16 protein-coding genes are annotated in these 14,156 nt (G+C 72.8%); 1 reads left to right on the forward strand and 15 read right to left on the reverse strand.

Features of this window, described 5'->3' with window-relative positions; all coding sequences use genetic code 11:
- Position 1: 1 nt before the first annotated feature.
- The 15 genes from ACIP6W_RS10030 to ACIP6W_RS10100 all read right to left on the reverse strand — a co-directional run bounded on the left by ACIP6W_RS10030 (position 2) and on the right by ACIP6W_RS10100 (position 13,176).
- The gene (locus ACIP6W_RS10030; protein WP_400429259.1) at positions 2–1,780 is read right to left on the reverse strand and encodes a flagellar hook-length control protein FliK; all 1,779 of its coding nucleotides are present in this window, start codon (positions 1,778–1,780) and stop codon (positions 2–4) included.
- A complete protein-coding gene (locus tag ACIP6W_RS10035) occupies positions 1,777–2,505 on the reverse strand; it encodes a C40 family peptidase (protein ID WP_066654116.1) in 729 nt (242 codons plus the stop codon). Before ACIP6W_RS10035 ends, ACIP6W_RS10030 begins: the two co-directional genes overlap by 4 nt.
- On the reverse strand, positions 2,502–2,933 hold the full coding sequence (locus tag ACIP6W_RS10040; RefSeq protein ID WP_066654114.1) for a hypothetical protein: 432 nt from the start codon (positions 2,931–2,933) through the stop codon (positions 2,502–2,504). The genes ACIP6W_RS10035 and ACIP6W_RS10040 overlap by 4 nt, the downstream gene beginning before the upstream one ends.
- A complete protein-coding gene (locus tag ACIP6W_RS10045) occupies positions 2,933–4,264 on the reverse strand; it encodes a FliI/YscN family ATPase (protein WP_400429263.1) in 1,332 nt (443 codons plus the stop codon). Before ACIP6W_RS10045 ends, ACIP6W_RS10040 begins: the two co-directional genes overlap by 1 nt.
- Positions 4,261–4,923 (reverse strand): hypothetical protein, encoded by a 663-nt coding sequence (locus ACIP6W_RS10050; RefSeq protein ID WP_144411291.1) that lies wholly within the window; start codon positions 4,921–4,923, stop codon positions 4,261–4,263. The genes ACIP6W_RS10045 and ACIP6W_RS10050 overlap by 4 nt, the downstream gene beginning before the upstream one ends.
- The gene (fliG, locus tag ACIP6W_RS10055) at positions 4,916–5,965 is read right to left on the reverse strand and encodes a flagellar motor switch protein FliG (protein ID WP_081984829.1); all 1,050 of its coding nucleotides are present in this window, start codon (positions 5,963–5,965) and stop codon (positions 4,916–4,918) included. Before fliG ends, ACIP6W_RS10050 begins: the two co-directional genes overlap by 8 nt.
- Positions 5,962–7,638 (reverse strand): flagellar basal-body MS-ring/collar protein FliF, encoded by a 1,677-nt coding sequence (gene fliF / locus ACIP6W_RS10060; protein ID WP_066654109.1) that lies wholly within the window; start codon positions 7,636–7,638, stop codon positions 5,962–5,964. The genes fliG and fliF overlap by 4 nt, the downstream gene beginning before the upstream one ends.
- Positions 7,638–7,955 (reverse strand): flagellar hook-basal body complex protein FliE, encoded by a 318-nt coding sequence (fliE, locus tag ACIP6W_RS10065; RefSeq protein WP_400429684.1) that lies wholly within the window; start codon positions 7,953–7,955, stop codon positions 7,638–7,640. Before fliE ends, fliF begins: the two co-directional genes overlap by 1 nt.
- 38 nt (positions 7,956–7,993) lie before the next feature.
- Entirely contained in the window at positions 7,994–8,389 is a 396-nt protein-coding gene (locus tag ACIP6W_RS10070) for a flagellar basal body rod protein FlgC (RefSeq protein ID WP_224442989.1), read from the reverse strand.
- Positions 8,386–8,730: a flagellar basal body protein gene (locus tag ACIP6W_RS10075; RefSeq protein WP_066654107.1), complete on the reverse strand. Its 345-nt coding sequence runs from the start codon at positions 8,728–8,730 to the stop codon at positions 8,386–8,388. Before ACIP6W_RS10075 ends, ACIP6W_RS10070 begins: the two co-directional genes overlap by 4 nt.
- A 339-nt stretch (positions 8,731–9,069) precedes the next feature.
- Positions 9,070–9,411 (reverse strand): hypothetical protein, encoded by a 342-nt coding sequence (locus ACIP6W_RS10080; protein ID WP_066654105.1) that lies wholly within the window; start codon positions 9,409–9,411, stop codon positions 9,070–9,072.
- Positions 9,401–9,877 (reverse strand): flagellar export chaperone FliS, encoded by a 477-nt coding sequence (gene fliS, locus ACIP6W_RS10085; protein ID WP_235426581.1) that lies wholly within the window; start codon positions 9,875–9,877, stop codon positions 9,401–9,403. Before fliS ends, ACIP6W_RS10080 begins: the two co-directional genes overlap by 11 nt.
- Before the next feature lie 11 nt (positions 9,878–9,888).
- Positions 9,889–11,292, reverse strand: a complete 1,404-nt coding sequence (gene fliD / locus ACIP6W_RS10090) for a flagellar filament capping protein FliD (RefSeq protein ID WP_400429267.1) — start codon at positions 11,290–11,292, stop codon at positions 9,889–9,891.
- A gap of 92 nt (positions 11,293–11,384) precedes the next feature.
- On the reverse strand, positions 11,385–12,239 hold the full coding sequence (locus ACIP6W_RS10095) for a flagellin (protein ID WP_400429270.1): 855 nt from the start codon (positions 12,237–12,239) through the stop codon (positions 11,385–11,387).
- 121 nt (positions 12,240–12,360) lie between these two features.
- Complete coding sequence (locus ACIP6W_RS10100) at positions 12,361–13,176, reverse strand: sigma-70 family RNA polymerase sigma factor (protein ID WP_400429273.1); 816 nt, start codon at positions 13,174–13,176, stop codon at positions 12,361–12,363.
- 492 nt (positions 13,177–13,668) lie between these two features.
- Between ACIP6W_RS10100 and ACIP6W_RS10105 the strand changes: the two genes are divergently transcribed.
- Positions 13,669–14,154: a flagellar protein FlgN gene (locus tag ACIP6W_RS10105; protein ID WP_066654099.1), complete on the forward strand. Its 486-nt coding sequence runs from the start codon at positions 13,669–13,671 to the stop codon at positions 14,152–14,154.
- Positions 14,155–14,156 lie beyond the last annotated feature (2 nt).

Here is a 14,156-nt window from a genome sequence, read left to right on the forward strand (position 1 = left end):
GTCAGGCGAGGACGTCGAGTCCGACGGATCGGACGGTGGTGGGCCGGGTGGTGACCGGCGCGGTCGGGGTGGGGCGGGCCTCCAGGCCGACTCCCGGGCGCAGCACCGTCGGTGCCGGCCGGTCGTCGCGACCGGGCTGCGCGCCCGGGTGGTTCTGGGAGGACAGGTCGAGGGTCGTGGTGGTCCCGCTGCCGGCAGCGTCACGGCGGAGGTCGGGCAGCACCTGCCGGACCGCGTCGCGGCCGGCGTCCGACGCGGCGAAGAGCTCGACGTGCATCCCGTGCGCGGTCACGTGCGCGCGGACCGTGACGGGACCGAGCGCGTCGGGCGTGACCTGCACCGTGACGACGTGGTCGCCGGGACCGGCCTGCGCGAGCGTGAACACCGGGCGCGCGAGCTGCTGTGCGAGGGGCACCGGGGCGTTCGCCGTCGCCGCGCCCGGCGCGGTCGGGAGCCCGGTCGTCGCGGGTGCGGGGACCGCGAACGGCGTCTCGCCACTGCGCGGGGCGGTCACGGCCTGGAGGCTCGGATCACCCTGGCCGCCCGTCCGCCGGTCCGACCCGTGGTCGCTCCGGGCCCCGGTGGCCGGTCCGGTCTGCACGACCGGGGCGGCGGCGGTCGCCGTGCTCGCCGTAGCGGTGTCGGCAGGGCGACCGGCCTGCGGCGCCGACGACACGCTGGTCGCTGCCGTGGGGCCGGCGGCGGCGGCCGCGGCGTCCGTCGTCGCGAGCGGGCTGCTCGCCGTCGTGGTGGGAAGGGTCGTGGCGGTCAGGGTCGCGGTGGCCCCGGTCGTGGTGGTCCCGGTCGTGGTGGTCCCGGCAGTGGTGGTCTCGGTCGTCGTGCTCGCGGACGCGGTCACGGCGACGGCTGTCGCGGCTCCGGGAGCGGCGGAGCTCGACGCCCCGTCCACCGCGACGGGTCCGAGGACCGACGGGGACGCGACGGTCGAGCCGGTCGCCGCAGAGGTGGCGGTCGTCGAGGGCGCGCCGGGTGCACCGGTCGTCGACGGCGTGGTCGCGAGGACGGGCGTCGTTCCCGCGGACACGTCGGATGAGTCGGACACGTCGCCTTCGAGCGGCGCCGCAGCGGGACGGACCACGGCGGGCTGTGCCGCACCGGGCCGGGGAGCGCCGGACGTTCCTGCAGGTCGAGCGGTCGTGGACGGCACGACGCCGACCTGCGGTCCGGTGGAGCGCGCAACGGCGGGTCCGGAGCCGGCAACCGGTGCCGGCGTAGCGATCCCGGCCGCCGCTGCGCGGTCCGCGGTGCTGGCAGGACCGGCGGTCCCGCGCGTTTCTGTGACTCCGAGCGGGTCGGAGGCCCCGGTCGGTCGTGCATTGCCGGCCGAGGGCGCGACACCGTCCGTCCCCGCGGTCCCGACCTGGGGCGACACCGCATCGTCCGACACGGCGGCGGCGCTGGCCGACGGGACCGCGACGAGGGCGGTGGGCACCGGCACGATGCCGAGCAGCGTCGGGTCGGTGGCGGGGACAGCGGCCGTCGTGTCCGCGGTGGTCGTGTCCGCGGTGTTCGGGGCAGCGGCGGTCGAGGCCGGAGCGCCCGTGGCGGGGGCACCCGAGGCGGCGGCCGTCCCGGACGGCGCACCGGTGACGCCCGCGGTCCCCACCGACACACCGAACGCCGTGCTCGACGCGGCCGGCGCGAGCACCGCGGCGAGGGCGGCGCCGAACGGCAGCGCCGAGGTCGTCGACCCGGCGGTCGCAGCGCTCCCCGGTGCGGCGGGGGCCGGGGAGAGGGTCGTCGTGCTCACGGTGCTCATGCAGCACTCCCCCGCATCGCCGACAGGAGTGCCGCGGTCTGCAGGTCGGTGACCGACTGCGCCGCACCCGCTGCGGAGACCGAGCGGGTCGCCGCAGGAGCCGCGGCCTCGCTCGGCACGATGCGGCGGATCGTCGCGATGTCGGAGTCCTTGTACCAGTTGTCCACGATCCGGACGTCCTTGCCGGGTCGGGGTGCGTGCAGCACCTTGCCGTCACCGACGTAGATCACGATGTGCTGCTCGCCCTTCGGGATGATGAGGTCGCCCGGCTTCGCGTCCTTGAGCGACCCGACGGGCACCCCCATGTCCGCCTGGTCGGGCACCACGCGCGGCATGGTCACCCCGAGGTCCTTGAACACCGTCTGCACGAGCCCGGAGCAGTCCATGCCGGACCGGGTCGTCCCGCCGAACACGTAGGGCACGCCGAGGTACTTCTTCGCGTCCTCGACCACGTCGGACCCCGTGGCGCCGCTGCCGGTCGCCAGGGTGCCGCGGCCCGCGTCGACCGAGGTGGCCGGCGTGCGGGACGCCCCGTCGGCAGCAGCGGTGCCGGCGGCGCCGGCGCTCGTCGACGTCCCGGTCGCGGTCGCCAGGGCGTCGGCGAACGCGCGGGTCGTGGCCTCGTTCGAGGCGGAGCCGCCCGCGGAGGCGGTGGTACCGCCGCGCAGGGCGTCGATCTGGGTGCGGATCTCGGCGATCCGGGAGAGCACGGCGTCGACGCTCATCGGACACCACCTTCCGTGCGGCGTCGTGCCGCGATCTCGTCGAGGGCGTCCTGTTCGGCGCGCAGGTCGGCGGCGGCCTGCTCGTGGTCGTGGTGGCCCTCGAGCTTCTCGAGGCCGAGCGCGGCACGGCGGGCGGCGGAGTACGCGGTCCGGGCGGCATCGGCATCGGCACGACGGGTGCGTGCGACGGCGTCGAGCTCCTCGAGCATCCCGCGGGTCGAGGCCCGCGCGGCCGCGAGCGCGCTCAGCGTCGCGGCGTCCGTGACGAGCTGCTCCTGCTCGCGGTCCGCCAGGTTCCGCCGCGCGGCGATGCGGGCGTCGGCGGCGTCGCGGACACGGTCGTTCGCGGCGGCCAGGGCGGCGGCGGCGCGGTCCTGCTCGGCGTGCCGCAGACGCAGCAGGCCGGCGAGGGGGAAGCGTCGGGCCATCAGGCGGACACCCCCAGTCGGGCGACGAGGGCGTCGAGGGCTCGCCAGGACGTCCCGGCGTCGGCGCGGTCGTCCATCCCCTGTCGGAGGAACGCGTCGATCGCGTCCTGGTGGGTGACCGCTGCGTCGACGAGCGGGTTCGTGCCGGGCTGGTAGGCGCCGACGTCGAGCAGGTCCTGCGCGTTCCGGCGGGCCGCCATCACCTTCCGGAGCGCGGTGGCCGCAGCACGCTGCCACGGCTCGGTGACCTTCGAGGCGACGCGGGACACCGAGCCGAGCGCGTCGACGGACGGGAAGTGCCCGGTCACGGCGAGCTTCCGGTCGAGCACGACGTGCCCGTCGAGGATGCTCCTGGCGCTGTCCGCGATCGGCTCGTTGTGGTCGTCGCCGTCCACGAGCACGGTGTAGAGCCCGGTGATGCTGCCGACCCGGTCGGTGCCCGCGCGCTCGAGGAGCCCGGCGAGCACCGAGAAGGTCGACGGCGGGTAGCCCCGGGTCGCGGGCGGTTCGCCCACGGACAGTCCGATCTCGCGCTGCGCCATCGCGACGCGGGTGAGCGAGTCCATCATGAGCACGACGTCCTGCCCGGCGTCGCGGAACGACTCCGCGATCCGGGTGGCGACGAACGCCGCGCGCAGGCGCATCAGGGCCGGCTCGTCGGACGTCGAGACCACGACGATCGAGCGGGCGAGGCCCTCGGGCCCGAGGTCGTCCTCGAGGAACTCCCGAACTTCGCGGCCGCGCTCCCCCACCAGGGCGATGACGTTGACGGCTGCGTCGCTCCCGCGCGCGATCATCGACAGCAGCGAGGACTTGCCGACGCCGGAGCCGGCGAACAGGCCCATGCGCTGTCCACGACCCACGGTCGTCAGGGTGTCGAGCACGCGGACGCCGAGCTGCATCGGCGCGTCGATCCGCGTGCGCGCCATGGCGTTCGGCGTCGCGTGGTCGAGCGGCACCCAGCCGTCGGTGTCGAGCGGACCACGGTCGTCGATCGGCCGTCCGAGCCCGTCGAGCACCCGGCCGAACAGCCCTGCGCCGGTCGGCACCAGCACGGGACGGCCGGTCGGGCGGACCGGGGTGCCCGCGGTCACCGCGACGAGGCGTCCGAGCGGCATGCAGCGCACACCGGTTGGATCGGTGGCGACGACCTCGACGGGGGTCTGCGGAGCGCCCTCGGTGCCGACGGTCAGGACGTCGCCGATCCGGGCGTCGACCCCGGCGACGGTCAGCCCGAGGCCCACCGCGCTCGTGACGAGGCCCACGCGCTGCGGCGCGGCGAGGGCGATCGCCTCGTCGAGCCCACGGGGACGGAGGAGGGTCGCGGTCACCGGGACGCCTCCGGCCGGTCGGCGGAGCGGCCCAGCGCCGCGCGCGCACGGTCGAGCGCTGCGCCGATGCGGAGGTCGAGGAGCCCGTCCGGCAGGTCCACGACGGCGTCGCCGTCGAGCAGCGCCACGTCCGGCACGACCGGGACCGGCAGCGCGAGGTCGGCGACGCGGGCGGCGTCGGCGGGGCTGAGCCGGACGGCCACCGCGACGGTGGCGTCGACCGAGGCGAGTGCGCGCCGGACGGTCGCCTCCGCACCGGTGGTGGGGCGTGCCTCCTGGCCGTCGCCCTCGCCGGTCGCATCGTCCTGGCGCCCGGAACGCACCACGTGTCCGACGACGGCCTCGGCCAGGTCGAGCGCGGCGTCGACCAGGGACTCCTCGGCGTCGGCCAGCACCGGCACGACCTGGGAGAGCATCGCGTTCGTGGCCGCGTCGAGCACCTGGACACGGCGGACGGTCTCGGCCTGGAGCGCCGCGAGTCGCGTTGCGTGCTCGGCCTCGAGCCGGGCGTGCAGCGCAGCGGTCTCGGCCTGGGCGGCACGGAGGCCCGCGGCGTAGCCCGCGGCGTGGCCGCGTACGTCGGCGGCCGCTGCGAGGTCGCGGGTCGTCGCGCTCCCGAGCACGGGGAACGCGACGCGCTGCACGGTGGTGTCAGTCAACGAGCTCGTCCTCCTCGGCGCGGTGGACGGTGATCGTGCCCTCGGCCTCCAGCTCGCGGACGGAGCGGACCACCTCGGCGCGCGCCTCCTCGACCTGCGAGACGCGCACGGGGCCCATGGCCTGCAGCTCGTCGTCCAGCAGCTCGCGGTTGCGCTCGGACACGTTCGCGCGGATCGTCTCGACGACCGGCGTCGGCGCACCCTTCATGGCGGTCGCGAGGAGCTTCGAGTCGATGCCGCGGAGCACCTGCTGGATGTCGCGCGACTCGAGCTTGACGATGTCCTCGAACGTGAGCATCCGCGAGCGGATGTCCTCCGCGAGCTCCGGGTCGCGCGCCTCGAGGCCGTCGAGCACGGCCTTCTCGGTGGCGACGTCCGAGCGGTTGATGATCTCGACCAGGGGCGCGATGCCGCCGACGACCTCGACGCTCTCGCGCGGCGAGACCACGGCACCGGCGCGCTGGCGGAGGACGCCGGCGACGATCCCGACGGCCTCGGGGGTCGCCGTGCCCATCGTCGCGAAGGCCTGGGCGACGTCGGTGCGGACACGGTCGTCGACCCCGGCGAGCACCGCGCTCGCCTGCCCGGGCTGCAGGTGCGCGAGCACGAGGGCGATGGTCTGGGGCAGCTCGCCCTCGAGCAGGCTGACGACCTGGCCGGGTTCGGCGTCGTCGAGGAACTCGAACGACTGTCCGGCGAGGTTCGAGGCCAGCCGGTCCATCACGCCCGCGGCGCGTTCGGACCCGAACGACGCCTCGAGCAGCCCGAGCGCGGCGTCCTTGCCGCCGCGCTTCTGCACGCGGCCGCGCTGCGTGATGCGGTGGAACTCGCTCATCGTGCGGTCCACGACGGAGTCGTCCACGCGGCGCATCCGGACGATCTCGGCGCTGATCTCCTCGGCCTCGAGCTCGGTGAACTGCTTCATCACCTCGGCCGCGCGCTCGGTCTCCATCTGCATGAGGATGAGCGCGACCTTCTGCGCGCCGGTCAGGGCGCGGTCGGTGGTGCCCCCGCCGGCGGGGACCGGGACGAGCGCGCTCACACCGGCGACCGGTCGTCGAGGAGCCCGCGGAGCAGGTCGGCGGTGCGCTTCGGGTCGCGCTCGGCCAGCGCGGAGATCTCCTGCCGGCGACGCTCGGCGCTGATCTCGTCCGTCGTCAGCACCTCGGTCGGGGCGTCGTCGTGGGGCAGCGTCTGCAGCGCGACCGTCTGCGGCTCGACGGCCGGGATCGCCAGGTCGTCGGTACCGAGGGGCAGTTCGAACGTCTCACCGGCGAAGGCGTCGAGCTCACCGACGTCGACGGCCTCGCGCGACTGACGGCGGGCACGGCGGGCCAGCACGATCGCGAGCACGATCGCGGCGGCGAGGACCGCGACGACGATGCCGGCGGTGCGGATGGCCGACCACATGGCCTGCTGCTGCTCGGCCTGCTGCTGCTCCTCGAGGGCCTTGGCGGCGTCCTTCGCGGCGGAGTCGTCGAAGTCCATCATCGCGACACGGACCTGGTCGCCCCGGGCGTTGTCGGCTCCGGCGGCGGCGGACACCAGGTCGTTGATGCTCTGCAGGTTCGCGTTCTGCACCGAGTCGGCGCGCGAGTTCAGGGCGACCGAGATGGTCTGCCGCTCGACACCACCGGCGGGGATCTGCGTCGTCTCGGTGGTCTTGTCGACGGCGTTGTTCTTCGTCGCCGACTCGTTCTTGTAGCCGTCGTCACCGGCGGCCGTGCCGTTCGTGGTGGTGCCGCCGGCGGTCCCGTTCGGCACCGCGATGTTGTCCGGACCGAGGACACCGGTCGCACCGGCGCCCGCACCGGACCCGGAGCCGTACTCCTCCGTCGAGCTGGACTCGTTGAGGGCGACCGCGCCGCCCTTCGGCTGGGCGAAGCTCTCCGAGGTCCGGGTGCCCGACTGCTGGTTCATCGTCGCCGAGACCACCACGCTCGCGTTGCCCGGTCCGAGCGTGGTGTCGAGCAGGTCCTGGATCTTCTTCCGGGTGGCCGCGTCGTAGTCGGCCGCCTGGTCGGCGCCGCTGCCGGTCGCTCCGGTGCCGACCGCGGAGAGGGTCTGGCCCTTCTGGTCCACGACGGAGACGTCGGTGGGCTGCATCCCCTCGACCGCGGCGCTCGTCAGGTGCACGATCGACTGCACCTGGTCCGTGGTGAGCTGCGCGCCGTTCTCGGTCGCGACGAACACCGACGCCGTCGGGTCCTTCTCCTCGGACACGAAGACGGTCTTCTCGGGGATGGCGAGCTGCACGGTGGCGGCCTTCACGCCGTCCATCGACGAGATCGTCTTCGCCAGCTCGCCCTCGATCGCCCGCTTGTAGGTGACGTCCTGCTGGAACTCCGAGCTCGTCACGCCCATCTTGTCGAGCAGCGAGTATCCGCCCTCGTTCGACGACGGCAGGTTGTTCGACGCCGCCTTGAGCCGCTCCGAGTACACCTTGTCCTGCGGCACGAGGATCGTCGCGCCGCCGTCGGTCAGCTGGTACGGCACGCCGTCGGTCGTCAGCTGGTCGGTGATCGAGCTCGCGTCGGCTGCGGCCAGTCCGGTGAAGAGCGGCGCGTAGGACGCCTTGCCGAGCCAGCTGGCGAGGGCGATCCCGCCGAGCACGAGTGCGGCGACGCCGATCAGCGCGATGGTGCGCTGCGCGGCGGAGAAGCCCTTCACGTAGGCGACGAGCCGCCCCCACGTGTTCTGCATCGCGGCGGGCATCAGGCCTGCATCCGCATGATCTCGTTGAACGCGTCGACGCCCTTGTTGCGGACGGCTGCGACGAGCTCGAGGGTGACCTGGGCACGGGTGGACGCGATGGTGGCGTCGTGGATGTCGTCGAGGTTGCCCGTGACGGCCTTGAGCGCCAGGGTCTTCGAGTCGCTCTGCAGCTGCTGGAGCCCGTCGACCGCGTTGCCGAGGCGCGCGGCGAAGCCGTCGCCGCCGGTGGTCGGCTGGACCGCGCCGGCGCCCGCGGCACCGCCGAGCGCTCCGGCACCGGTCGCGGCGTCCGTGGCGCCGGCGAACGCACGGGTCATCGCGTTGGTGGTCACACCGTTCAGTGCGTCGATGGGCATCAGTTCTTCCCGATCTGCAGTGCCGCCTCGTAGGCGGTCTTGGCACGGTCGACCACGGCGGCGTTCGCCTGGTACCCGCGCTGGGCCATGATGAGGTCCGCCATCTGCGTGCCGAGGTCGATGTCCGGCATGCGGACGTAGCCCTCCGCGTTCGCGAGCGGGTTGTCCGGGTCGTAGGTCACGCGTCCGGCGGCGCTGCCGAACGCCGCGCCCTTGACGTAGGCGCCCGACGTGCCGGCGCCCTCCTGGACCTCGACGTAGCGGGCCTGGAAGGCGGAGTCGTCCATCGAGCGGACCGTGTTGACGTTGGCGATGTTGTCCGAGATCGCGTCGAGCCACTTCCGGTGCACGGTCATGCCGGTGCTCGCGATGCCGATCGCGTCGAAGGTCGTCACGAGTTCGTCCGCATCGCGGCGCGGAGGGCCGTCGCCTCGCCGCCGACCGCCTGGGTGGCGAACTGGTAGCGCAGGACCGTGTCCACGTTCGACAGGGTCTCCTGGTCGAGGTTGACGTTGTTGCCGATCTCGTTCGTCGGCTCGAGGCTGCGCGCGGTGGTCGCGGTCGCGTGCCCGTCACCGTGCACGATCGACTGCGCGAGGGCGTCCTCGAAGCGCACCTTCTCGGCGTGGTAGTTCGGCGTGTTGATGTTCGCGACGTTGTTCGCGATGGTGCGCTGTCGCAGCGACAGCCCGTCGAGCGCGCTCTGCAGCGCGACGCTCGTCACGGAATCGAACACGGGTGGCCCGTCCCCTCGGTGTGCGACGTCGTGCGACGTCGCCGATTGGCGGTGGCCGATCCGTGGCCGAACGAGTGAGCGATCCGTGCTCGGAGGGCGCTGTCGGCGGCGGCGCTGGGGACGTTAGGGCTCGCCCCGAACGGGGGGCGGGGGCTGGCTGCGGCGGCGGGGCTCGTCGAACACTCGTCGCGCGTTCCGCTGTGGTGCGACGAAGTCGCTGTCGTCCGACGACGCATCTGTCGTCTCGCCCGGAGGTGCGCGACGGCCCACGACCGACACGACGGAACCGCTGTCGTGCGACGACGCATCTGTCGTCGTGCTCGCTCGAGCAGGCGCGCCTCAGGCGGAGGCGTCCAGGTACACGGAGCCGCGCGGCTCGTCCGTCGCCGCGACCTGACGGAGCGCGCCGAGGTGCTCCAGGGTCTGCCGCCGCTCGGTCTCGAGCGTCGACATCCGGTCGCGCTGCGCGGCCAGCAGCCGGGAGGCACGACCCACCAGCGCGCGCGGCACCGGTCCGAGCGTGGTCGGGACGACCCACGGGGTCGCGTCGAGGACGATCGCTGCGGTGCCGTCCGTGGTCGCGTCGATCGTGGTCAGCTCGTGCTCGAGGGCGTCGAGCACCGCGGCCCACGCACCGTCGGCGGTCTCAGCGGCGGGGGTGGGGTGCGGGTCAGGCGACACCGAGCGCTCCCCCGGTGCCGACCTGCGGCGCCTGGGTCGTCGGCAGCGCCGCGGCGGCCTCGTGCCACGACTGGCGCAGCGGCTCCAGGATCCGGATGCAGTCGCGCGTCGCCTGCACGTCGCGGTGCACGTTCGCGGTGATCAACGACGTCGACGCGTAGTTGTAGATCGCGAGGAGCCCCTCGCCGCCGTCCCACACGTCGATGCGGAGCGTGGACGACAGCTCGCCGACGATGGCCTGGGCGTGCAGCAGCTGCTCGCGCGCGGCCTCCCAGTCGGACGTCGTCTGCGCGGCCTCGGCGCGGTGCAGGTCGAGGAGCAGCCGGTCGTAGAGCATCGTGACGAGCTGTGCTGGCGTCGCCGAGAGCACGGCCTCGTTCGTGTACTGCGCTCGGCGCTGGTCGGTCACCGTGCGGGGCTGTGCGGCCTGACGGAAGGCGGCGGACTGCAGGTCGAAGGCGTTCATGGTCGTTCCCGTCAACTCGTCGACGTCGATGCCAGCTGGCTGGAGAGCCACGCCGACTGGGACTGGAGCTTGCTGAGGCTGGTCTCGAGGGCGGAGTACTGCGCCTGCAGCGTCGCCCGTCGTGCGGTGAGGCGGTCCGACCAGTTGTCGATCTGCGTCGTCAGGTCCTTCGCGACCGACTGCTGCCCAGTGATCGAGGTCGTGATCGACCCCGTGTACTTGTCCGACGCGGCCGTCGCCGCGGCGCCGACGTTCGTCGCGACGCCGGACAGCATGGCCTGGGTGCCCTGCGGGTCGTCCGCCAGGGCCTTCTGGAAGACTGCGGCGTCGAAGTTGAAGGTGCCGTCCTTCTGGATGACGATGCCGATGGACGACGGCGACTTCCCGTTCACCGGCGTCGACATCGTCGTGGTGAGGCGCTGCACCGCGTCGCGGGTCGTGCCGTCCCCGGTCAGGACCCCGGCCTTCGTCGACGTGGTGCCGGTGGTCGGACTCGTGGTGCTCGTCACCGCCGTGTTCGTGGCGTAGTACGAGGTGATCGCGTTGAGCGCGTCGACGAGCCCCGAGGCGACGGCCTGGGCCTTCGTGGTGTCCTGCACGACCGTGACGGTCACCGGGTCGGTCGTGGTCTGCGTGACCGTGACGTCGAGCCCCGGCAGCAGGTCGTCGAACGTGTTCGTGGCGCTCGTGACCGTCTGCGCGGCGGCGGTCCCCGCCCAGAGTGTGACGCTCGCGTCCTTGCCCTGGGTGACGACGGCGGCCCCCGGCTGGGTGAAGACGTTCGTCGCGGTCCCGGCCGTCACGTCGTCGGACGAGCCGCGGTAGAGCGTGAAGGAGGCCGCTGCGCCGGTCTTCGTCGCGCTGAGCTGCAGGCGGTAGAGCTTCGTGCCGTCGGCGTCGGTCCCGGCGGCGACCTTCGTCGCGGTCACACCGGCGCCGGCCTTGTTGATCGCGGTGACCGCGTCGTCGAGCGAACCCGAGGCCGGTGTGACGGTGGTCTTCTTCCCGTCGGCACCGACGAGCGTGAGCGGCTCGGCTCCGGACGCCCAGGTCGACATCGCGGCGGTGACGCCGACGTGTGCCGCCGCGGTCGACCCGACCTGGAAGCTGACGGAGCCGGCCGAGGCCGTGGCGTCGGTCGCGACGGTGACCCCGGTGGACGAGCTCTTCGCTCCGTACACGTCGAGCGACGTGGCCTTGGCGGCGTCGCCCGCCTTCGTCGCGAGGGTCTGCACCAGCGAGTTGATGGTCTGCAGCGACGACACGAACGAGTTGGTGTCGGTGAGCTTGTTCTTGAGCAGGGTCTGCGGGACCTGCTCGACGGTCATCAGCGAGTTGATCAGGTCGGTGGTCTTGAGACCGCTGACCAGACCATCGATCGCGAGACTGTTGCCCGACACGGACGACGTCGACATCGCGGGGCTCCCTGTCGTCGGGGGTGGTCGTGGGTGTGGTGACGCCGCCGTCCGGAGGACTCGAACTCCTCCGGACGACGGCGTCGGTGGTGCTAGCGGAGGAGCGAGAGCACGCCCTGGGTGCTCTGGTTCGCCTGCGCGAGCATCGAGGTGCCGGCCTGGCTCAGGATGTTGTCGCGGGTGTACTTGACCATCTCCTGCGCCATGTCGACGTCGGTGATGCGCGAACCAGCAGCGGTCAGGTTCTCCTTGGCCACGTTCGTCACGTTGATGGCGTGGTCGAAGCGGTTCTGGACCGCACCGAGGCTCGAACGCGCCGCGGACACGTACTGGATCTGCTCATCGATGGCGTCGATAGAGTCCTGCGCGCCCTTGGCCGTGTCGAACTTCAGGATGCCGGTGTCACCGGTCGTCAGCGCCGCGGCGACGTCCTTCACGCTCGACTTGCTAAGGTCGACATCAATCTGGCTCGACGTGCCCGAGTTCGCTCCGACCTGGAACTTCATCACGCCGTCCGTGCCGGCACTACCGTCGAGCAGGTTGATGCCGTTGAAGTTGGTCGACTCCGAGATGCGGCCGAGCTCCTGCTGGAGCTGCCCGACCTCGGTCTCGATCGCCTTGCGCGACGTGGTGTTGTTCGAGTCGTTACCCGCCTGCACGGCCAGGTCGCGCATGCGCTGGAGGATCGAGTGGGTCTCGGTGAGGCCACCTTCAGCGGTCTGCACGACGGAGATGCCGTCCTGCGCGTTGCGGGCGGCGACCGTGAGGCCACCGACCTGCGACTTGAGTCCCTCGGAGATCGTCAGACCGGCAGCGTCGTCGGCAGCACGGTTGATGCGGAGACCCGTCGAGAGCTTCTCGAGGGACTTCGACAGGTCGTTCTGCGTCGCGTTGAGGTTCCGGTACGTGTTGAGTGCCGAGAGGTTGGTGTTGATGGACATACCCATGGTGGTTTCCTCCGTGAATCCTTGGGTGGTGGTGTCTGCCCGTCCATGGGCTGACATCCGTGACTCTCGGCAGGTTCGCCGAGGTCGTTAGGTGTCGGCGAGGAAATCTCCTCGCCGAAGATCAGCTGGCTGCGACGACCGTCGGCGCCGACGCGTCCTGCACGGCGCGGGCGACCCCGGCGGCGGCGTTCGCCGCGACCCGCGCCAGGTACGCACTGCGCCGCGCGGCGGTCGTGCGCGACACCGGCTCGACCGCGGTGCCGTCGCCGTAGTGCTCGGCGAGCCCGTCCCGCAGCAGCCGCATCGCCTCGGACCGCTGCTGCGACACCGCGGAGTGCGTGATCCCGAGCTCGGCCGCGACCTCGGTGACCGAGCGGTCGCCGAAGTAGACGTTCTCGACGACGTACCGCATGCGCTCGGGCAGGGCGGCGACGGCGGCGCGCAGGTAGCGGCGCTTCTCGGCCTCGAGCAGGTCCTCACCGGGAAGCGGGTCCTCGGACGCGATGACGTCGTGCACGGTCTCGTCGATCGTGCCGACCGTCCGGGCGGCGTCGGACATGGCATCGGCGGCCGTCTGGCGGTCGACGCCCATCGCGTCGGCGATCTCCTGCACGCCGACCGAGCGACCGAGCCGGGCGGACAGTGCCTCCTGCGTCGCGAGGGTCTCGCGGATGCGCTTCCGGGTGCCGCGCGACGCCCAGTCGGACGAGCGCATGTCGTCGGCGAGCGCACCGGTGATCCGGGTGCGGGCGTAGGCGCCGAAGGGCACGCCGAGCTCCGGGTCGAAGGCCTCGGCGGCGGCGACGAGTGCGAGCGAGCCCACGGCAGCCAGGTCGTCTCGGTCGAGGTGGGTGGCCCGCGCACGGACGTCCGACACGATGTAGCCGACGAGCGGCAGGTGCTCCACGAGCATCGCGTTGCGTGCGTTCCGGTCCATTGGCTTCCCCTGGTCGACGTGCTGACTGACCCGTCCGTGGGCGCGACGGACACCGGCCCTCGGGAGGCCGGTGCGGTCGACGAAGAACCACCCGGTTCCCTCCGGGCGGTGCACCCGCGCCCCTGCGACGCGGTGCGGGAGTGTCCCCCGCGGTGCGCTTCGAATGTATCGGCTGGGAAGTGACCGGTGCAGGCTGTGAACGTCCCCAGTGCGGGGGGACGCGGGGTTCCGGGGGTCCGCACTTCGGCGGACAAACCGGCACGAACCGCCGGTTCTGTCCCCCGGTCTGGGTGACGGTGCGTCCCCCGGGAGCGCACGGCCGGGAGGCGCGGCACCGCTCCGCCGAGCAGCGCCGGCCCGTCTCGTGCCCGCGTCCACCGCCGCGGTCCGCTTACGACGGACCGCTCGGCGTCGATAGTCCCCGCTGTCCACCGGAAGGCGGACCGGCACGACCCGCTGGTCGCCGACACCGATCCCGAACCGGGAGGAGCCATGAGCGTGAACGACCTGTCCGCCGTCCTCTGGCGCGAGCGCGAACTGCTCGAACTGCTCACGTTCAAGCTCGAGGAGGAGCAGCTCCTGCTCGCCGCCGGGCGCTCCCGCTGGGTGTCGCACGCCAGCCGCGAGGTCGAGCAGGTCCTCGAACGGCTCCGCAGCACCGGGCTCGAGCGCGCCGCGTCGAGTGCCGCCGTCGCCGAGGAGTGGGGTGTCGACCCCGACGCTCCCCTGCGCGACGTGGTCGCCGCCGCGCCGAACGGACCCTGGGGCGAGATCCTCGCGACGCACCTCGCCGCGATGGTCGAGCTGACGACGCACATCGGCGCGCTCCGCGACGAGAACGACCGCTTCCTCCGGACGGCTGCCCAGGCCACCGAGGAGACCCTCGCCGGCTCGGTCGGCGACGCGTCCACGTACGACGCCTCGGGCAGCTCCGGCTCCCGTCCCGACGGCGCACGCCTGTTCGAGGGGACCCTGTAGCA

The sequence above is a fragment of the Curtobacterium sp. NPDC088465 genome, assembly GCF_044753165.1.
Classification (GTDB): domain Bacteria; phylum Actinomycetota; class Actinomycetes; order Actinomycetales; family Microbacteriaceae; genus Curtobacterium.

Bases quoted from the DNA above. Each gene is read 5' to 3' on its own strand.
- fliF (WP_066654109.1), bottom strand. From the start codon at position 7,638: ATGCCCGCCGCGATGCAGAACACGTGGGGGCGGCTCGTCGCCTACGTG.
- fliD (WP_400429267.1), bottom strand. From the start codon at position 11,292: ATGTCGACGTCGTCCGTGTCGGGCAACAGTCTCGCGATCGATGGTCTG.
- ACIP6W_RS10095 (WP_400429270.1), bottom strand. From the start codon at position 12,239: ATGGGTATGTCCATCAACACCAACCTCTCGGCACTCAACACGTACCGG.
- ACIP6W_RS10030 (WP_400429259.1), bottom strand. From the start codon at position 1,780: ATGAGCACCGTGAGCACGACGACCCTCTCCCCGGCCCCCGCCGCACCG.
- ACIP6W_RS10035 (WP_066654116.1), bottom strand. From the start codon at position 2,505: ATGAGCGTCGACGCCGTGCTCTCCCGGATCGCCGAGATCCGCACCCAG.
- ACIP6W_RS10100 (WP_400429273.1), bottom strand. From the start codon at position 13,176: ATGGACCGGAACGCACGCAACGCGATGCTCGTGGAGCACCTGCCGCTC.
- fliE (WP_400429684.1), bottom strand. From the start codon at position 7,955: ATGACCCGTGCGTTCGCCGGCGCCACGGACGCCGCGACCGGTGCCGGA.
- ACIP6W_RS10040 (WP_066654114.1), bottom strand. From the start codon at position 2,933: ATGGCCCGACGCTTCCCCCTCGCCGGCCTGCTGCGTCTGCGGCACGCC.
- ACIP6W_RS10105 (WP_066654099.1), top strand. From the start codon at position 13,669: ATGAGCGTGAACGACCTGTCCGCCGTCCTCTGGCGCGAGCGCGAACTG.
- fliS (WP_235426581.1), bottom strand. From the start codon at position 9,877: ATGAACGCCTTCGACCTGCAGTCCGCCGCCTTCCGTCAGGCCGCACAG.